Annotated in this window: 18 protein-coding genes and 2 pseudogenes; 12 read left to right on the forward strand and 8 right to left on the reverse strand. The window is 56.1% G+C overall.

Annotated features, from left to right (window positions below):
• Position 1 precedes the first annotated feature (1 nt).
• On the forward strand, positions 2 to 1,189 hold the full coding sequence (locus tag P1K88_RS18010; RefSeq protein WP_276414180.1) for an orc1/cdc6 family replication initiation protein: 1,188 nt from the start codon (positions 2 to 4) through the stop codon (positions 1,187 to 1,189).
• A 562-nt stretch (positions 1,190 to 1,751) separates the two neighbouring features.
• Here the strand turns inward: P1K88_RS18010 and P1K88_RS18020 are convergent.
• Positions 1,752 to 2,342: a ribbon-helix-helix domain-containing protein gene (locus P1K88_RS18020; protein WP_276414181.1), complete on the reverse strand. Its 591-nt coding sequence runs from the start codon at positions 2,340 to 2,342 to the stop codon at positions 1,752 to 1,754.
• A gap of 215 nt (positions 2,343 to 2,557) precedes the next feature.
• Here P1K88_RS18020 and P1K88_RS18025 point away from each other — a divergent pair, with 215 nt between their 5' ends.
• Positions 2,558 to 3,205, forward strand: coding sequence for a 3'-5' exonuclease family protein (locus P1K88_RS18025; protein ID WP_276414182.1), 648 nt, complete (start codon positions 2,558 to 2,560; stop codon positions 3,203 to 3,205).
• 233 nt (positions 3,206 to 3,438) lie between these two features.
• Here the strand turns inward: P1K88_RS18025 and P1K88_RS18545 are convergent, their stop codons facing one another.
• A complete protein-coding gene (locus tag P1K88_RS18545) occupies positions 3,439 to 3,663 on the reverse strand; it encodes a helix-turn-helix domain-containing protein (RefSeq protein WP_276414183.1) in 225 nt (74 codons plus the stop codon).
• A gap of 197 nt (positions 3,664 to 3,860) precedes the next feature.
• Here P1K88_RS18545 and P1K88_RS18035 point away from each other — a divergent pair, with 197 nt between their 5' ends.
• The 7 genes from P1K88_RS18035 (at position 3,861) to P1K88_RS18065 (ending at position 10,724) form a co-directional block, all read left to right on the forward strand.
• On the forward strand, positions 3,861 to 4,412 hold the full coding sequence (locus P1K88_RS18035; protein ID WP_473092255.1) for a DUF8112 family protein: 552 nt from the start codon (positions 3,861 to 3,863) through the stop codon (positions 4,410 to 4,412).
• Entirely contained in the window at positions 4,409 to 5,377 is a 969-nt protein-coding gene (locus P1K88_RS18040; RefSeq protein WP_276414185.1) for a hypothetical protein, read from the forward strand. The genes P1K88_RS18035 and P1K88_RS18040 overlap by 4 nt, the downstream gene beginning before the upstream one ends.
• Entirely contained in the window at positions 5,374 to 6,183 is an 810-nt protein-coding gene (locus tag P1K88_RS18045) for a DUF8168 family protein (RefSeq protein ID WP_276414186.1), read from the forward strand. The genes P1K88_RS18040 and P1K88_RS18045 overlap by 4 nt, the downstream gene beginning before the upstream one ends.
• 112 nt (positions 6,184 to 6,295) lie before the next feature.
• Positions 6,296 to 7,264 carry a hypothetical protein gene (locus P1K88_RS18050; RefSeq protein ID WP_276414187.1) on the forward strand — a complete coding sequence of 323 codons (969 nt, stop codon included), beginning with the start codon at positions 6,296 to 6,298 and terminating at the stop codon, positions 7,262 to 7,264.
• Positions 7,261 to 7,386 carry a hypothetical protein gene (locus P1K88_RS18055; protein WP_276414260.1) on the forward strand — a complete coding sequence of 42 codons (126 nt, stop codon included), beginning with the start codon at positions 7,261 to 7,263 and terminating at the stop codon, positions 7,384 to 7,386. Before P1K88_RS18050 ends, P1K88_RS18055 begins: the two co-directional genes overlap by 4 nt.
• 174 nt (positions 7,387 to 7,560) lie before the next feature.
• Complete coding sequence (locus P1K88_RS18060; protein WP_276414188.1) at positions 7,561 to 8,343, forward strand: HNH endonuclease; 783 nt, start codon at positions 7,561 to 7,563, stop codon at positions 8,341 to 8,343.
• 680 nt (positions 8,344 to 9,023) lie between these two features.
• On the forward strand, positions 9,024 to 10,724 hold the full coding sequence (locus tag P1K88_RS18065) for a hypothetical protein (protein WP_276414189.1): 1,701 nt from the start codon (positions 9,024 to 9,026) through the stop codon (positions 10,722 to 10,724).
• Between the two features lie 1,358 nt (positions 10,725 to 12,082).
• Here P1K88_RS18065 and P1K88_RS18070 read toward each other — a convergent pair.
• Complete coding sequence (locus P1K88_RS18070) at positions 12,083 to 13,339, reverse strand: orc1/cdc6 family replication initiation protein (protein WP_276414190.1); 1,257 nt, start codon at positions 13,337 to 13,339, stop codon at positions 12,083 to 12,085.
• Positions 13,340 to 14,154: 815 nt separating this feature from the next.
• Here P1K88_RS18070 and P1K88_RS18075 point away from each other — a divergent pair.
• Positions 14,155 to 14,493, forward strand: a complete 339-nt coding sequence (locus tag P1K88_RS18075) for a DUF6788 family protein (RefSeq protein WP_276414191.1) — start codon at positions 14,155 to 14,157, stop codon at positions 14,491 to 14,493.
• Between the two features lie 85 nt (positions 14,494 to 14,578).
• Here the strand turns inward: P1K88_RS18075 and P1K88_RS18080 are convergent, their stop codons facing one another.
• From P1K88_RS18080 to P1K88_RS18095, 4 genes and pseudogenes are all read right to left on the reverse strand, one after another.
• On the reverse strand, positions 14,579 to 15,031 hold the full coding sequence (locus P1K88_RS18080; RefSeq protein WP_276414192.1) for a toxin-antitoxin system TumE family protein: 453 nt from the start codon (positions 15,029 to 15,031) through the stop codon (positions 14,579 to 14,581).
• Positions 15,028 to 15,540, reverse strand: coding sequence for a winged helix-turn-helix domain-containing protein (locus P1K88_RS18085; RefSeq protein ID WP_276414193.1), 513 nt, complete (start codon positions 15,538 to 15,540; stop codon positions 15,028 to 15,030). The genes P1K88_RS18080 and P1K88_RS18085 overlap by 4 nt, the downstream gene beginning before the upstream one ends.
• Positions 15,541 to 15,619: 79 nt before the next feature.
• A pseudogene (locus P1K88_RS18090) lies at positions 15,620 to 15,775 on the reverse strand (transcription initiation factor IIB family protein); the annotation flags it as partial.
• Between the two features lie 318 nt (positions 15,776 to 16,093).
• Positions 16,094 to 16,395 (reverse strand): annotated as a pseudogene (locus tag P1K88_RS18095) (hypothetical protein).
• Positions 16,396 to 16,491: 96 nt separating this feature from the next.
• On the opposite strand from P1K88_RS18095, the gene P1K88_RS18100 reads away from it, so the two are divergent.
• Both P1K88_RS18100 and P1K88_RS18105 read left to right on the forward strand, forming a co-directional pair.
• Complete coding sequence (locus tag P1K88_RS18100; protein ID WP_276414195.1) at positions 16,492 to 17,415, forward strand: MarR family transcriptional regulator; 924 nt, start codon at positions 16,492 to 16,494, stop codon at positions 17,413 to 17,415.
• On the forward strand, positions 17,412 to 18,224 hold the full coding sequence (locus tag P1K88_RS18105; protein WP_276414196.1) for a DUF6036 family nucleotidyltransferase: 813 nt from the start codon (positions 17,412 to 17,414) through the stop codon (positions 18,222 to 18,224). Before P1K88_RS18100 ends, P1K88_RS18105 begins: the two co-directional genes overlap by 4 nt.
• On the opposite strand, the gene P1K88_RS18110 is transcribed toward P1K88_RS18105, so the two are convergent.
• A complete protein-coding gene (locus tag P1K88_RS18110) occupies positions 18,210 to 19,454 on the reverse strand; it encodes a phage integrase SAM-like domain-containing protein (RefSeq protein ID WP_276414197.1) in 1,245 nt (414 codons plus the stop codon). The genes P1K88_RS18105 and P1K88_RS18110 overlap by 15 nt on opposite strands.
• Between the last annotated feature and the right edge of the window lie 57 nt (positions 19,455 to 19,511).

Consider the following 19,511-nt stretch of genomic DNA (forward strand, 5'->3'; position numbering starts at 1 on the left):
AATGAACGACATCACTTTCTCGCCGACCTCCACAATCTTCGAGCAGCGGGAGGCACTTCTCGAGGAGTGGACGCCCGAGCAACTCGTCGGGCGGGACGAAGAACTTCAGCGATATCACTCTGCTCTCCAGCCCGTGATCAACAACGAAACCCCCTCCAATATCTTCTTGTACGGCAAAAGCGGTGTCGGTAAAACCGCCGCCACGCGGTATCTGCTGGAAGCTCTTGAACGAGACGCAGCTAACGTCGATGGTCTTGATCTCCACACTGTCGAGATCAACTGTGATGGTCTCAATTCCAGTTATCAGGCTGCCGTTGCCCTTGTCAACGAACTTCGCGACCCCACAGACCAAATCTCGAATACCGGTTATCCGCAGGCATCTGTCTATCAGTTCCTTTTCGAGGCACTCGACGAAATGGGCGGTACCGTCCTCATTGTGCTGGACGAAGTCGATCATATCGAAGACGATTCGTTGCTATACAAATTGCCACGTGCCAGATCGAACGGAGATATCTCAGAGGCAAAACTCGGAGTAATTGGAATCTCGAATGATCTGGATTTTCGGAATCAGTTATCTTCGAAAGTCCGCTCGAGCCTGTGTGAAAAAGAGGTCTCATTTTCCGCGTACGACGCCAAGGAACTACAGCTCGTCCTCAGACAGCGCGAGGAAGTAGCCTTCCAGGAGGACGTCATCGATGATGGTGTCATCGAGATGTGTGCGGCATACGGCGCAAAGGACTCAGGGGACGCACGACAGGCACTCGATCTGTTGCTTGAGGCCGGGGACCTCGCCCGAGAGTACGATGATGAACTCGTCGCAGAAGAACACGTTCGTGAAGCACGGCAACGACTCCAGACTGACCAGGTCGTCGAAGGGATTCGCAACTATTCTGATCACGGTCAACTCGTGTTGTATGCGCTCACTGCCCTCGCTGAACAGAACGAGACGCCGGCTCGGACGAAAGATATTCTTTCGGCGTATCAGGAAATCGCGACTGAAGAGGGAATGAGTCCCGTGTCCGAACGCTCTGTCCGCGACTATCTTGGCGAACTCAACCAACTGGGGATCACGTCGTCGACGGAATACAATCGCGGCAAGAGCGGTGGCAAGTACAAGGAACACGACCTCGAGCAGTCTGTTGAGTCGGTCAAAACTGGTCTTTCGGAGCTCCTTGACACAGCTCGCTAGTACCCCACCACTTCCGCTGTTAGCTGTCGGGGGTGTGTAACCACTGCTTTTCAAAGTACACGAAAATCAAATAGCACACGGGGTGTGGGCACTCGTCCGGATTGACTACCGCCTTTATCCGGCTGTGTCTTTTTCCACCCTGCCAGTAGCGGTTGTCGTAGATCGCCTTGACCGTGATCGTCGCATTCGACGGGACATCGTCTAGGAGGTAGTGTTACTGATCGATTTGCGCTGAAGAAGAAGTCCTTCTATGACGAAGAGAATCTCGAGATCAATTGCTCTGGAACTGGTGGAGTGAATTCCTAGAATCTTACCAAACAAGAGTTCTCTTTTGGAGCCTGTGGTTAGGTAAGATACAAGTGACACGACCACCGGTACCAACTCACTTCAGCTGTATATCGCTGGGGGCACCTCGAAACGAGACGATGTGAACTCGCCATGCAGATCGGCGTCACCATCCGGACGCTCTTTCACATTTCGAGCGTTTTTGGCCGGAAAATCGTCGAGATTCCAACAGAGGATTTCGGCAATCTATAGCGACAAGATACGCTTCCGCCGAAAATCAATTGGACTGGATGGCCTGTAGCGTTTCTTTATCCCCGGAGTATCTCCACTTCCCGTACCCTGCTTTCTCGATTCCGGGTGTCGCTTCATCGACATTGCGGCTGAGACTCTGCCACATCGAATGAGCGTCGCTATAGTGCTCGTTATGGGATTTATAGACTGCATCTTGGACTTCACTGGTTGACAGCTCTCCATCGGCATTACGGAGAACCCGAAGTGTCTCAACCATAGCCTCTTTACCGTGTTCCGTCTCCGGTGGACGGTCAGATAGCCATTCTCGGAACGCCTCGATAACATCCTCATTATGATCACTGTCGCCATCATTGGAGCCCTCCGTTTCGACCGCCGGGATCTTGCCCGTGCCCTCGGTGGCGGCCTCATTACGTTCTCTCTCGAGAGCGTCGACACGATTCTCGAGGTCATCAATTCGATCCACAAGTTCACTTCTCTGCAGCATCGTTGTGTCACCGCTTTTTGCGGCCTCGACTGCGTCGCGGATTACCTTCGATTTTGAGACGCCCCGTTCCTCAGATTGTAATTCCACCCATTCACCGAGTTCTTCGTCGAGAGAGATGGTAAATCGATTCACCGGAGTTCACCATATTTGCACAACCTTCCAGGGAACTTAAAATCACACTCAGACAGTCGTCACACTGATATTCGCCAGACTTGCGACACCAATATTCACCAATTTGGTGCATTTTATGTAATTTAGGAAGGCCACACTTCATGAAAAACGAAGCCTAAGACACTTTCACTCCGGTTGGCTGGAGTTTAACACTCCAACCCACATACTGATTCAGTATGGGCCAACTCGACCCAGTTGCATTCGATATCGAGACATCGGGGCTTACCGAGGATGCCGTCATCACCGTCACCGGCTTCGCACACGACCTTGGGGAGTGGCTAGTAGTCAACACCAACGGTCGCAATGCCGACCAGAAAAACCTCGTTCGGGATTTAGATGTCCACTCGGACGGTGCCGTACAGTTGTCGCTCGCGAACTCCGAAAAAGAGCTTCTCGAGGACGTCGCTTCCTTCGTCGACGAGAGACTGAATGGAGACAGACACTACGTTACGGCATTCAACGGCGAGACCTGGCGTGGTGGATTCGATCTCCCGTTCTGTCGTACGAGATACCACCGGCACGACCTGGACTGGCCTTTCGGAGATATCGCATACGCTGACATGATGCAGATCGTCGACCGATTCGATACTGGCGATAACTCCGACCTGGTCGGGGTCTACAACTCCCTCATCGGTAACGAAACATGCGACCCATTCGACGATAGTGCGATGGCCGTCGATGCGTTCGATAACGGCGACTGGGGACCTCTCCTCGCGCACAATCTCGCCGATATTCAGCGAACTCGTGAACTTGCCCTGCTGGCCGGTCGCTTCGTCGCTCGCTCTGATTTTCGAATGAAGAATCTCGAACCGCCGAGACGGTAATCAAGATGCTGAGACCGTTCTACAACGATTGGAGAGGCCTCCTGGGTGCCCAGGCACTAGATCCGAGTATTTTGGGTACTGGATTGGAGTACGTTAGTCGTTCAAATGCGGACAGTCAAGAACTCCACCGAGCGTACTGATGGATCCGTCTCCAATGGCTCGACACAGGAAATGGGTCACGGTCAATCTGCTGCTGGCTTTACTCATTCCTGTCTTTGTCGATATCCAGATTGTTATGATCTGGTCCACAAGAGAGTGTTCCCGACTTTTCGGGACGAAAGCATTCCTTCTTCTTCCAGTTTTTGTAGCCGCTTATACGCAGTGTCGTGGGCACAACCAACCTGAGTTGCAATCTCTCCCGTGCCAGCCATCCCACCTTGGTTAGCGATAGCATCGAGGAAGTCCTCGGTAGAGTACTCACCGGTGTACCGGCCAGTCTCTTCGTCACGGTGGGGCATTACTCAGAATTTCAGTTCCGTTCTGATTAGTCCTAACGGTATTCCGGCATCCCATTATGAGTTCTCCGAAAGGCTTTTACTATTATGAGTCCTCATAATGGATATGGAGCCCAGCCCCTTGGGGCGTAGTGTACAGCTAAAGCGCCTGGGTGCTAGAGACACCCGGGCTGGGTTTCCCACAGGACGTGGAAGAACCCATGACAGACTCTACACCATCGATTCAAGAAGTTTCCGCCAGAGAGTTAATTGAAGATACATATAAATTGCAAAAAATCCCATTCGGGGAAGGGGGCGCGACGTGCCAAGTGTTCGATGACTCGCTGCACGACGGCGACGCGGTCCTCGCGTACGTGTTCCGACCAGCAGGGATCACGAAGTACAAAATCGGCCACGTGACCTGCGGTGAGGCCCAGCACAAGCCGCCCGAGGAATACACGTTGGGTGTTCGCGAGCTACTCGCCGACGGGCGATTGGGCTGGTACTCTGACGGCGCGACACAGTCGTCGTGGCCAGTGCTACTCGCGCCAGACGTGCGAGTTATGAGCCCACCCGCGACGAAGACACTCTACAAGCCCTCGCCCGATCAGCGAACGAAAACTCAGAATACAACAGACCACACCAAGACGGACCCCGACAATACTGCGAACCAACCGAGAACCATCGCCGCAGGCGAAGCACGCCGGCGAACCACGACGACGAGACCCGAGCTGATAGCCCCGGGCCGCTACTGGAGTGATCGGCCCCGATGAGCCAGAACACCCCAGAACTGAAGACGGCCCACCTCGACGTCGACATTGATCTCCCGAAGCCAATCACGGACCTCCAACTCCCCGACATCTACATCGGCTTCGAGATCGACCTGCTTGCGACCGGCGACGGCATCGTCACGGACCGGCATCACGCCTCCGCCGAACGCTACGAACCCGACGATTCGATGAACCAGATCGGGGGGCAGATCTCGTCGTTCGCTCTGAGTGGCTGGGCCCGCCACGGCTCTGAAGCGGTCCTCCAACACGCGGGCACGACGGCCTGCCACCCGGGCGAACCGAACGCGGACTACCGTCGCGCGGCCGTCTACGAGCGTGACCTGGACGACGGCTACCACGAGAAGGGAACATGCACGGACGCCCACGAGATGGGCTGTGTCGTCTACGACCTGTTCGGTGGCTTCGGCTCGCAACCGGGCAAACTCCTCCGGCGCCCGATTTCGTTTTCCCCGATCCGCAGACAGGTGGACGTCCTCGAGGGCGAAGCCGAAGCCCACTACCGCCAGGTGTCGACCCAGGTCCGGTCCCGGAACGACACCGACGGTGGCCAGCCACTCCGCCAGGCCGACCGCGACGTGCTGGGCAACGTCGAAGGGACGTGGAAACTCACCCTTCGCGAGCTCAAACCCGAGTTCGTCGGCCTCATCCTCGAAGCAATCAGCTTCCTCGACGCCCACAGCGACGAGTTCGCGTTCCAACTCGGCGGCGCGCGTAACTTCGGCGCCGGCATCGCCGATGCGTGGGTCATCAACCCGCTGTACACCGACCGGGAGATCCGCCGCGTCTTCGACCGGGCCAAGGACTCGACCAAGGCGATGACCGAGAAAGACGAGCAGTGGACCGAAGCGTACCGTGACCAGTTCGTCGGGGCGCTCCACGCACGGCTGGCGGCCCGCGATCCCGCCGCCGAACCCACCGCCGTTCCCACAGGAGGTGAGATGGAATGAGCGAGCCCACCACGCCCCACGCGGAGCCGGCCACGGATTGCGACACCGACACCGACGCGGAGCCGATGCTCGCGGTCTACCGGCACGACGTCCACAAACTCATGATGCGCTCGCACACGGCCGCTCGTGACCGTGTCGCGGGCGTCCGCGTCAACGAACAGGTGCCACTGGGGGCCGACCGTGACGCAGCGTTGCTGAGCCGCCCGCGGGGCGAGCCCGAACAGACGGTGGCGAACCACGAGTCACCGTTCCGCCTCTCGCTGCTGACCGGCGACACAGCGGTCAACCCTGATCAGACGGACGGCGACATCGAACGCGCAGTCCGAGAGTTGGTTCAGATCGAGGACCCGACCGAGATGCACGACGCCTGGCTCACCGCGTCGCTGCCCGCCCAGTTCACCGAGTCGGTGTACTACCCTTATACGTCGATCAAGTACCACACGCTCCTCGCGGCCGCACTCCTCTCGAACTACCGTGCGGGCGCTAGCTTTGAGGACCTCTGTCTGGTCGTCGACGATGCCCACGACGATCCGGTCTCACACCGGACGATTCTCCACACTGACTACGCGTCGCTTCGTCTGACGGCCAGCCCCGGCAATTCACCGGCCGCTTCATTGGGCCCAGCCCCGGCCCGGTCGTGGGCGGACGTCTGGAGCCGGCTGCCCGACCACCCGTTCCTGGCAGATACCAGTCGCCGCTCGCGCAACCTTGATGCGCAACTTCGGCGCATCCGGTCGTGGTCGACGGCGCTACAGTTCATCGAAGACTTCGAACTACACGCCCAGCGAAAGGCAGGGGGGCTCTGATTATGGCTGCGCTCCGTACCCACCCTCGCACGCTCGATAGCCAGCGCCGAAATTCAGTGAGTTGGAGGCCAGCCCGCCGCAATGGTGAGTGGAAACAAGGGGGTGTCACACAGTGACACGCATTCAGGAAGTCCTCCTGAAACTGGAGACGAGCTACCTGGGCACCCCCTACTACATCTCGGGCAACGCCCTCTATAGCGCGCTCGCCCGACGCCTCTCGGAAGAAACCAAACGCCACCTGCAGGTGAGTGCCGGCATGTTCGTGCCGGGCGAACACGGCGGCTTTCCAGATGCCCATTCCCAGTCGGGTGGCGTCTCCTTCTTCGGGACGGGCCTGCGCCCGGTCGAGCGCTACGACGACCTGTTCGTCTTCCGGGATATGGCCCAGCGCTGGCTCTCGGACACACGCCCGCGTGACGCGCACAATACACACCCACTTCAGGAGTTCAGCACGACCGCTGGCTACGCCCCCACGCGAAGCTTCGGCCGGCCACCCGAGAAACGCATCACGAAGCGCACGGTGTCGTGGTACGTCCACTGCTACGTCCATCTTGACGAACCCACTGGCCAGACGACGTTCCCGTTCCCCGCGTGCATGTTCGATGGCCTGCGTCTCGGTGGCGCGCGAAACTATGGCTTCGGGCTGATGGAGTGTGTCGAGACGCGCTGTGTCGACCTCTCGGACCTGGCGTACGACCGGCTCGAAACCGCCGATGCCTACCAGCTGGAACTGCTGACGCCGTACGTCACAGCGAGCGAGTATCCTGACGCCGACGACCAGTCGATCCCCTGGTGGTGGGACGGTGAGGGCGACCTTCGGACGCGGTCGAGTACGCTCGCCCGCGGTGACGACATCTATCCGCTGGAGACGGTCGACCACGGACAGGTCGTCGGGTACGCCGGATCGGACCCCATCCAGACGGCCAAAAACGGCCTCTTGCGCGTCGGGACCCACTCGCAACTGGGCTTCGGTGAGTTTCGGCTTCGGCCGGCCGAGGACGACCGCGTCCCCGACCGACAGCGAACCCAGGCGGCGGAGCCGACTTCCAAGCCACATGCTAGCCCGGGAGGCCACCGATGAGCGATCCGCTGGAACTCGTTGCCGACGTCATCCGGACCGCCCAGCTTGGCGAGATCGCCCAGCCCTACTGCAGTAAGTCCGACTTCAATTTGAAATCACTGACACCTGCACGCGATGGCTAACTCGATCAGTGCCACGGCTACTGTGACTCTTGAAGCGATCCCCCAGTCCCAGACACCGATCGGATCGTGGCCGAACCAAGATACTGCCAAACACGACAATATGCGACCGAACGCACCCATCGAAATCGACGTATCGTACGCACCACCCACCAACGAGCAGGGTGGTGAGAACCCATGACGGACCACCGCGGCTCCGACGAACCAGTCGATCAGGAGACCCGCGACCAGGCGCTCTCCCGGGATGACTACAGCTGCCAATTCTGTGGCGTAGTGGGGCCGACGCGTGGCGGCTATGCCCGCCTCGAGATCCACCACAAAGAGCGCAATCCCGACCACATGGAGGAACACGACCTGAAGAATCTGGTGACGCTGTGCCGGCACTGCCACGGCTGGTTCCACCGGAAGCCCACGGCCGACGATGTCGAGACCGAGCTCCTGCCTGCCGACCGGCCAGAACTGCTCCCGCAGGATTTCGAGATCCTGGGCTATCTCGAACAGGATGGCCCCGCCTCGACCAGCGAGATAGCAGAGGCTGTCAGTATCGAGCAGTCCGAGATGACTATCCGCGAGCGGTTGTCGGTGCTTATGGGCCTAGATAGTCTCGTCGACGAACGCGAGACCCAGATCGTCGACAAGGATGTCGACACTGGCGAGTGGGGGCTGCCCGACGATATCGATGTCTCGGCACGCGGCCGCGTCCCGGAGAACACGCGGACGCTACTGAAGCGTGCCGAAGACGAGCTGATCCGGCTGGCGATCGCTGCCGGGTACAACCGGCCGACGGTAGCCGACGTCTACGATGTCGGCTACCGGACGACCTGGCGCAAGGAACGCCGTGCGCATGCCTTCCAGCTGCCGCTGACGAAGCTGTATAGGCAGGCAGACGGCGAGCAGACGGAGGTCACGGCGGACGCTGCCGACCGCGAGTCAGAGCACCGACTCCACCTCGGTAAGTAACGGCCTGCCTTCCCCCATCTGCTGACAGTGGGGGGCAGTGGCTGACAGAAGCGGTGCAGACGGTCGGCGCGTATGCGAATCGAGTATCTGGGGTCCGATTGCCAGCTGCCGGAGAAGTGGGGACGGCAATGGGACGGAGCTGTCTGTGACACGGATTTACGCTCAGAATCCAAGGGTGGAGCAGCCACACTCCCTCACGGCCGCCTCTCGTGGGCACAGCGTCACTGAGCGACGTACGCCGTGCGCATCGATTACTGCGACAACGTTGATCGCTTCAAGCCGTCTCAGACGCTGCTGGCCGTCGACTGCAGACCCATCGAGTGCTACTTGTCGGAAAACCACCGACGTCAGGTAAAAAGCACGAACAGGTATTCATTTTTTGTACCATTATACAGTAAGAAAAATCCCACATTGGTTACCAAATTAGCATAATTTATTTACATATGGATGAGAATACACGGTTATGGTCCATCAGTTCGATGACGACGTCGATGATGATGATGAATCGGTCCGTGGCCCAGTCAATTCATCAGGAGATCATGCTGATAGCTTAGCTCCCAGCGACGCGAACCATAATACCGATGAGACGTCATTTGATAAACTGTACCGGAACCAAGATAGCGGGGAGAAGTCAGCTCATGACAAATACCGAAGTGACTCCAACTGACAGCCAGTAGTGTATGAGTGATGACTCTGAGGAAGTCCCGCTATTTGAGCACCCTGTCGACGATGTGGCAGAGCTGGAACATGAACGCGCTATTGCACTCTCGTTTCGAGAGAAGAATCTGACTGAGAAGTCATTAGGTGAAAAAACGAAATCGACGGAATCGGCAGAACTCGTCGACGAGTTTGTTGACTACGTGTTTGACAAAGTAGAGCACCCTGGACTGGACGCAGAATATGTGACGTACAAAGAGTTCGACCTCGATCGGAAGTACGTAAACGCGTTGGTGTTGCGGAATGCACACGGTATTACGTTCGAAGATTTGCGCGAATATTTATATAACAATCCAACGGTCGCCGAACGGATCGGCTTTGACACCGATGAGAGTTTTCCGACTGCGAATACGATAAATCAGAAGGCCATCGAGCTTGGAAATCAGCAACTCCCTGGATCCCCAACCGAGACGTACCGGGATCTCCTTGAGGACGTCGCCAAGCGTCTTGTCTGGGGTGCAGTTCGATTCGGAGTTGTACTCCCAGAACGGACGATCGATAACTACGATATCAAACTCTCTTACGACGAGGCGCTCGCACAGGTGACGCGTGAGACTGAGCGCACTGGATTGCACACTACCATACGATATCTGCTCGATAGGACGGGATCCCATTTCGCATTCAACCGAGCATCGAATGCATCCCAGGATTTCGAGAGATATATCGCTCTTTTCGCTCGGGCTGTTGACGGCGACGAGGGGCTCAGTGAAGCATGGAAAAGCTATCCGAGTAATGTCGATTTAGACGGCCCGACTAATTATTATCAAAACGTCGGGAAATATCCCGAACAAGAAGACCGATTTCAGAATGACTTACAATCGATCGGGGGTCAATTCGATAAGGCACTGTTTGACATGCTAAAACTAGTCGGAGAGCTTGACATTTTCGACGACGGCGTTACTGTCGCCCAAGATCCAACCCTTGTGAAGAGTGCCCTCGCGGACTCTGATTTAACGATCGGTTCCGGCAATACACAAGTGTGGTATTTTCCGATCTCTGCGGGTGTTGAGAATCAGTTCCGTTTGGTCTGGAACATCGATCTGTTCGATTCGAAAGACCAAACGCATGATAAATTCAAAGACAGATTAGAGATTATAGACAAAATCATTGGTGTGAAGAATCTCTGCCTCGATGGCGAATACGATTCGGAACGAGTTATAGAGGCATGCGAGGATATTGTTTCCGAAAACTGGCTAATCGGGACAGGGTATAACCCTGAACGCGAAGATTTTCCCTCAGAAGAAGAGCTGCCAAATCCAGGGGATTCAACGATCTGGGGTGGGGTAAGTGTCGGAGATAAAGACGTCAATTTGGTAGCAGTACACCGATACGGCGAGGACTCGCAAGTGCAATTGTTTTTCACGAATATCGAGGAAGACGGTATGGATACAGATGAGATTTTGGCGCTCCATAATCGGAGACAGGCAATTGAGACAACGATACAAGAAGTGAAGGAACTCAGACCGGAGATAGGAGTTGAGGATCGAGATCACCAGTTCTTTTCGATGTGTATGGCTACGTATTTGTACAATATATACATGCTGACAAAGATACTCTATACCCCAAAGTATCAATTAGGGTTGACTCCGAATAAGTCGGAGATCTTGACGGGTGTGATAGAGGTCTGTGCTGGCGACTACCCGAAGTACAACGATGGAGTGTAAACCACGTAATGCCGAGTACAGATTCACGATGGACAGGACAAGTTTCCGTTGCACATCTCGCCCAGCTCAGTGAAGCTACGGCTACTATCCGAGACGTAGTCCATTTTGTTGCGAAACGAGATGAAGTGATTTTAGCCACGCGAAGTGACAATGATAGATGCTGCGTATTTGGCTCCACACCGGTAGTTGACGCGAATGAAACCGGGGACACCACGGATGGAGATGTAGGGAAGAAAATAATGGTCGATGCCAGAGCCCTCGCGGATTATTTCAAGTCCTTTGAGACGGACGTGTGTGAGCTTACAGTTACATCGAGAGCGGACGGGACTGGCGGAACAATAACCATCTCTGACCGATCGCTGACGTTCAACATCTCGTTTTCCGACAGGAGACGGTGGGAGGGGACTTTCCATGAACCTGAGTTTCAGGCTGATTTAGAGGGTACTGCGACGAAACTTGTATCTGGGTTAGATTTGTTGTCGAAAATTGACTCGGGATACTCTGAGCATGTATTGTTGGGTGTGAGTGACCAAGTGATGTGCGCATACGCGTGGAGTGAGTTGACCGAGATGGTATTCGGAGTCCAGCCCTCGGAAGTTCATACTTGCTCAGGTCCATTCCACTCTATCTACCCCCACGATGTCTTGCGGGAAAGTCTCAGCATATTTGAGCTGACTCATCAATCCGTATGAGACTCACACCTGCGAAAAATCCCAGCAATTGGGCCGTCGGCGGGCAAGCAAAATTTGCGTCTGTAGACACTGAATATGATCTAACACTCTGGTTGAAACCAAAATACAAACCCAATGCTGACAAACCGCCTGCCCTTGGTCAAAAATTGTTATCAACCTTCAGAGATCAAGACCAAATCGCTCAATCAGATCTTACGTGGTTGCCTTGCTGACGGCCATACATGCCAGCCACCAGTTTAGTGATCATCAGTTTCCGAGTACAATGTTATAGCCAAATATAATTGACTTTTTGATATATACAGAATCCAGCCAAACTTATTTCGGCCCATTAGGACTTGTGAGGGATTTTGCAAGCTTAGACCACATGACCCGGAGTTTTCAAAACTCAATATGAGTGGACAGCTCACCAATTTTGCATAGATAGTGTGTTCAAGCGCTCTTGACGTAGTTTAGTTCACTTACAGAATATGGATAAAATTAGCGATTGGGGCCCCTCATTCTTACCAAACATAGAAGGTGAAGAGTAGTCAAAAAGTTTGGTAAGACCCTGATTACACGCACTTTGCTTAGTTTCCAGAGCGCGAGAACGGTCACTACCCTCCACCGTTTCCGGAGCTTTCTGTGACTTAGAAAGGCACCTCTCTTTAGAATCGTAGTAGTCCGCACTCAGTAGTCGGAAATATCTGACTGGAGAAGGTTGTTATCGTCGGCCGTCGACTTGATGATGTTCGCAAGTTCCTCGAAGCGGGTCGTCGAGAGTAGGACTTCCAGCACAGATTTCAGTGGAACGTCAAGCTCGTACTCGTGATACCGACCAGCCGAGAGTCCCTCGTTTCGTTCATAGACGCTAATGAGCCCGAGCATATTCATATCCGAGAGGTGGTCGCGAACACGGCGCTCGCTCACGCTGTCAGCCTCAAGCCGGTCGCAAATCTTCACGTATCGTTCGTATAAATCGCGAGAGCGAACCGGAACATCGTCAAGGGCTTGATGATACGCAAGCGCACAGAGGACAGCGTGTCCCTGTGTCGTGAGTTCCTGCATCCCCTCGTAGAGTTGGTTCTTCTCGAGTTCGTCTTGAGCGTCCCGGACGTGTTCCTCAGTCATGGTGTCAGAATCGGCAGATTGCGCGAGTTCGCCGGCTTCACGAAGCAGCCGGATTGCCTGTCGAGCAGATCCCGTGTCCTGAGCAGCAAATGCTGCACAGAGTGGGACGACATCATCCGTTAAGACACCATCGTGGAACGCCTTCTCGGCGCGGGGGTTGAGAATCGAGCGCAGTTGATTCGCGTCGTACGGTGGAAAGAGGATCTCTTTTTCGGCGAGCGTGTCCTTGACCTTCGGCGAGAGGTTGTCTCGGAACTGAAAATCATTGCTGATGCCAACGATTACTGGGCGTACGTCGTCGACGTAGCCATTCGACCGTGCTCGAGGAAGACCGTAGAGGATGTCGTCAGAGTGGCCGATGTTATCGATCTCGTCGAGGACAATCACGACTGTGCCACCAAGCGCGTCGAGTTCCTCATAGAGGATATCGAAAACCCGCTGCTGAGAGTAGCCAGTGGTGCTGATGCGGTCCTTGTCTTGGCTTTCACGGAGTTCGTTGACGAGAGCAACGGCGACCTGGTATGACGAAGAGAGATTCTCGCAGCTGACCCAAACGGTCGAGAGATCGACATCATCGTACTCAACAGCGTCGTTCTCGAGATGGGACAACATAAATTTCGTCGCGACGGTCTTCCCCGTTCCTGTCTTACCGTACAGAAAGATGTTGGACGTCGGGCGGTTATCGATAATCGGCTGAAGGGCTCGCTGATATTTTTCGAGTTCCTCGTCCCGTTCACGAATATCCTCGGGTTCATAGGAGTCATCAAGGGGCTCTGCATCAGCGAACACCTGATGGTCTCGTTGGAACATCCCCATGATAGACCGCCACACAGGACGATATGATAAAACCACCGCTTCCTTAGCTTCCGAAGCGTCCTAAGCTCGTGGGTACATAAAGAATACACACACCAGTGGTTCCGAAGCCACAGTTCTTTATAACCCCCTCTCACTCCACTGTTTCCGAAGCTATGCGAAAGACAGCTCATCACGCATTCCGAAAGGGAACTAATATTCACCAAAGAATTAAGACAATAACACCTGAACCATCACCGTACTAGCGCGAAAAATACGTGATAGAAAATAAATATGTCTAGTGAGAAAGGACAAAACCTATCTGAAAAACTGATCTTAGTTGATTGCCGGTGTGTCTTTCACTGATCCCTTTCCTTCTCTCATAGATAGCTTCGGAAATGGTGGAGTGAGGGTTTGTGAAATCTGGTCTCAGGAAAAGCTCCGGAAACAGTGGAGGGTCATACTCACATCCATCCAGCTCCAAGCTCGCGTTCATCGTTTCAGCATCGAACTGGCCTGACTCAATATCGAGATTTCAGTTCGTCTACGCCTTCAGAAGCTTCTCTAGACTAGTACTGTCCATGCGTGTCGCTCGTCTCGACCTACCTAGCACAAAGCTCCGGAAGTGGTGGAGGGGGTTCATTATCTCGCACAATAGCTCCGGAAACGGTGGAGGGTTGAATCCCCTTCCATATCCAGCTCTTCCGATGCTACTGATACCCTGCTAATCTCTTGTTTACGTCGTCCTTACCGGGGATTGCTCCGGAAAAGCTGGAGGGTATTGCGTCCAATCTTACCAAACATTTATTCTTTGCCAATCTCTATTGTTTGGTAAGACAATGCCCGGCCAACCACCATCTCCCGATTCGCTTCCCCAGTATCTTGCTGAGGGCGTCCCAAAGCAAGATGACGCAGACCTGCGCGCCCTCCAGGATTGGATCGATGATCTCCTCGAGTACCGCCAGGACGTCGCCACCGAAGATATCGACGCCGGCGAGGGTGAGTCAATCGAAGCTGTCGAGGAATCGAGTGGCGGGACGGTGGTGATCAAGAAGGTCAGTTGTGGCAAGGACAACTGCAAATGTCAATCTGGTGAACTACATGGCCCTTACAAGTATATCGTCCGCCGACAGGGCGACAGCCTCAATTGGGAGTACAAAGGGCCTGTCTCTGAGTAATTAGCGGTGGATTCACACCCGATTGTCGATGTCGCGCGTGAGCAGATGATCGACGTGGCTGACCGCGCTATTCGCTAATGTACCGTTAAGGTGGGTTTGACGCACTATTCAGCCGATCCAGTTCATCATCCTCGTACGCTGCTCGCCACATTGCATGGACGGCACGAGCCACGAGTGAGACCTCGGTTACGTCGATACACGACGGTTCGGCATCCGTCGTCGCAGTCTCGGGCGGAGGGTGGAAGTGAATTTCGGATGAATGTGTGTTTGGGTGGCGATCAAATCGCCAGTTGATGTCAGCGGAATCGACGTAATGAAACGAATACATCCCCAGTTCGCTCCACTGGATATCGAGCCGAGCGCTGTCGGCGTCGCCGAGCCCGTCAGTGAGACTAATCTGCAGTTCCGTGGGGGCGACGACGTCATCGTACGATGTTGTCTCGATTAACGGTTCGAGTTCCAGCCAGAGATCACGAATTCGCTGGAGCGCCGGGAGATAAATCGGCCCGAACTCGCCGGCACGGTCGTTGTCGCTCATACCGCGAACTGTTGGCTGGCTTCGTCGTATGCGAGTGCGAGCTGGGCGACCGCGAGATTCTGTCGCGTCGTTCGCCATGCAGTTAGGTCGTCCCACCCCTCCATCTCGTCGGCGTCGAGTTGCTGGGCGAGTTCTTCAGGTGATACCACGTCGTAGCGGTCCTCGTAGCGCCGGATCTCGGCTTTCATTTCCTTGATGCCGTTGAGCAACTCCGTCCGGCTCGCTTCGTCACGAAGCTCACGGATCCGGGACATCAATATCCGGTCACTGTTTCGCTTGTACAGCGTTGTTCGACCGTCTTGATCCGTCTCCGCGAAGCCCGTGTTCACGAGTGTCTTGCAGTGGCGGCGTGCCGTCGGCTCGCTCACGAGTGCGCGGTCGGCTATCTCGGCTGCTGACTGCCCGTCGTGAGTCTGTTCGACGATTTCGTACACCCGCTCGAACGGCGTGGTCTCCGCTTTCCAGTCCGCTTTGACCTGCTGGTTGACATCGTCCCACGTCTCGGTCATACTGGGTGCTACGCTCTCTGGAAACAAATAGATTTCTTAAGAAAATATTCTTTCCAACAGTGCTTGTGCAGAAGCATTGTCAGGCTACCTGCTCCTCTAATGTGTCTCGGTGCGACCGGATGGTCGTCGCAGTGACGCTCGCCGCCGCAGCGACTTCCGCCTGCGTTAGCCATCGTCCCTCTTCGCGACCCGCTTTGTACAGACAGGCGGCACAAAGCGCTGGAACGCGAAAGCCCGCAAGGGGGCGCAACCGACGGGGATACCCGCTGCCGTCGAGACCAGATTCATTTTAGCCCGGACTGGGCGCTCGCGGTACGGAGAGCGCCCGCACGCCCGGAATGGTCGGTCGCGAGCGACGCGGAGGGCGGAAGCGGCGAGCGGGGCGTGCCGTAACAAAGAACCTGTTCAACCGGGCTCGACGCTTACTGACACAGCCGATATCCTGGTGGATTCAGAAAGGGCGAGGCCGTCTCGGTTGCTCCCCGACTCCGTAAGCACCACAGGCACGAGGAGCGCAGCGTGGGTCGCGGGATGCCGAGCGGCCGAGGGCTTTCTATGCGTCGGCGACCTCGTCGATGAAGTCCTCGTCCAACTGCTGTTTCAACACTCGGAGGTTGGCCGCTTCCTCGGCGCCGACGAGCGCTTTGAGCTGCTCGAAGGTGATCCCATCGTCGTAATAGGCGGCGCCGATCTCTTGGGTGAGTGCGTCGTCGTGAGCGACGTCTTGGAGGTACTCCCGAAGCGCGGTCACGAGCACATCTGTTCGGTCTTCCCCAAGGACTGCGGCCAGTGCGTCGGCCCGATCGATGAGGCGATTGGGGCCCGAAACTGCACGCGTTTCTTATCGCCGCTCATTATGTGTACAATGTGAGCATCACCGGTATCGGGAGTCGACCTTGTGGTGCAAAATACCGAAGTTATTTATATATTACTTCGCTAGTATGCAACAGTATGCTCACAGAAGGCGAGGTTCGCGCCCTCACTGCCCTCCATGGTGAGCAGACGGTCTCTGACCTTGCAACGAATCTCGATCGAAGTCTCAGCTACACCTCCGAACTCGTCAAACGGCTCGAAACAGCTGGCCTCGTCGAGGCCCGCCGACAGGGGAAAACAAATCAGGTACGGCTGTCGGATGCAAGGGCACTCGAGTTACTCACGGACCTTACCCAGCAGTATTCACACATCGACTGGCCAGAACTGTTGTCAGGGTCAGCCCTCCGTGTCTGCTACTACCTCGATACCCCACGGGCTGCGACCGAACTCGCACGCCGCGCCGACGTCCACCGAAGCACTGTCCACCGTACGCTTGCCCCGCTTCAACATCGCGGACTCGTTTACCAAACCGACAACGGGGCGTACGCACTGAACGACGGCTTCGAACAGCTGAGTACATTCGCTCGTGAGCTTGCCCATCATGTCCACCGCCAGACTGTCGAAGAACAGACCGACACGTACAGGATTCTGTGGGAATCTCTCGACGAGTTCCTTGTGCAGACGCCGACCGAGATCACCGACGAGCACTTCATTTCGACAGGCCCAGACCAGTTTCAGCGATACGGCCTCCCACTCTTGACACGTGACCGCAGACACTACCTCTATTCGGAGACGACGACCGAGCTCTCCCCGGAGATGTTGTGCTGCCACATGCTCGTGATCGATTTGGGCGCACGAACGCAGTCATACTGTTTGCTCCTGCTCAGTCACGTCGACATTGACCGCGACGAACTTCGAGCCCAAGCCACCAAGTACAGCGTCGAGGACATCGTCGACGACCTCTGCACGTATCTCGAAACCAGCGGTACCCAGCGGACGTCCCGACTTCCCGAGTGGGAGGACGTTCAGGAGCTCGCTGATGAGTACGAGGTGACGCTATGAGGGCGCGATTCGACAGCGCATATATTCGCTCAGAACTCGAGCGCATCGGCCAGCAGCTGGACAACCCACTCACCGTCTTTTTGATCGGCGGTGGGTCGATGGCATTTCGCGGACTCAAAGAGACGACCAAAGATATCGACTTCATCGTCACCTCCGGCGACGATTTGAGTCAGCTACAAGCGGTGCTACTTGAGCTGGGATACGATATCGTCCGGGAGCCGGACGAAGAGTACGAAGAGCTCGGTGCCCAGCGAATCCTGGAAAACGATGATGGGTGCCGAATCGACGTCTTCAACAAACAGGTGATCGGCAAACTGATTCTGTCTCCAGGCATCCGTGAGCGAAGCGAGCGATACCTCGACCCAGGAAATCTCGTGGTCGAACTCGTGAGTCCAGAAGACATCTTCCTGTTCAAAGCGGTCGCCGGTCGGGTGGACGACATCGAGGATATGTTCTCGTTGATGCAGACTGGCCTCGAGTTCGATGTCGTCGAAGCGGAACTCGAGACGCAGGTCGATCTCTTGGAGCAAGAGCTGTTCGTAACGTACGTCAACGAAGCGTTGACCGATCTCACCGAACAACACAACGTGACGACGTCGTTGCACGACCCCGTGGCGGAGATTACCGAGCGCGTATACGAGGAGCTCGAAGTGCTGCACGCGCTTGACGAACCGAAGTCGATGGCTGACCTGCAACAGGAGCTTGATTGGTCTGCAGCGGACGTACAGGAGATCCTGACACGACTGGAAGAGAAAGAAGCCGTTGCGGTAACCGATGGGCGCGTCGAACGTCGTTCAACGACGATTTGACCGCGATGCTTGACCGGATACCAGAGAATCGTATTCGTCGAGTGCTTCTGTCGCTACATCACCCAGCTCGCCCGCCTCAATGTGGGAATAGCGCTCGCGAACCATCTCTTCGGAGTTATCGAGATATCGGGCCGCAACCGTGTAGCCGAATGCTCGGACGAGAACTTCGCCCATCCCTCGCCGACCGCCGTGTGGTGCGAGATAGTCGTGTTTTGGATGGTCGATATCGATTTCCGCTGTTCCTGAAAGTCGCTGAAGAATCGTCCGTGCTCCACCGGTCGTGATCGAGGGCGGCTGGATGTCTTCGTCAAGTGCCAGCAGGAGGTCACGAGCGTACTTTTCACGTCGTTCGTCGATTGCCTTCGGGCGTTCCCCTCGGTCGGCTAGCTCCTTCTGTAGGAGTTCTCCGAGTGTTCGCTGGTCGAACGTCGGGAACACCGGCCACCGCTCTGACGGTGGGTCCATCAGTTTGCGGTAGCTCCGTAACGGCGAGATAACTGGGTCAGGAAGAGAGGCGGCGTCCCACTGCTGTTTCTTCCGATAGACGTCCATACTCCCGTCCTCGAGGTTGATGTCTTCCCATCTGATACCACGGCGTCGTGGATCATCTGGATCACGGAGGAGTTCACCCACGCGGACGGCGGTGTACGCGAGGACGAACACGAGTACCCGGTCGCGGGCGGCTTTCAGTGCCGCGTAGCGAGCCCGTTGCTTGTTGAGCGGATCCACGTCGTCGGGGAGGGTCGTGTACGCCTCGATGGCCTCACGTGCCTCCTCGTCGACGTGGCGGGTGAGCGCGTGGCGCTGCTCGGACGTCCAGGCCTGTTGGTCTCCGGGCTTGCGGCCGTCGTCCTCAGGAAGCGGTGCCATCGCGCTTGCTCGCTGTGCGTAGTGGGCCTCCAGATAGCCCTCATTGACACACCAGCCACACCACGCTGAGATGTACGCGTAGTATGTCTGGACCGTGTTCTGTTTGAGTCCCCGATCTCCGGCGAGGTGTCGAGCGTACTCCCGGAAGACACGCTCGTCGAGATCGTCGAAGGTTGGTTCGCGGTCGGCGTCCTCGGGGATGATCCCGGTCCAGTCATCGTCGCCACGGTCGCCGGCGGCCCATTCGGCGAACCGTTCGAGCTCTCGCGCTGCGTTCCGCCGGTAGTTCCCTCCGTCGCCACCGCGACCCTTTCCCTTGTCCTGGAGATAGCGCTCGAACGAGGCGGTGAGTGAACTCAATGGCGTTCGCCCCGTGGGTCTATTCTGGTCCATAGTGTTCTCTCGAAGTAGCCGACG

It is taken from the genome of Haloarcula halobia (genome assembly GCF_029338255.1).
GTDB lineage: Archaea > Halobacteriota > Halobacteria > Halobacteriales > Haloarculaceae > Haloarcula > Haloarcula halobia.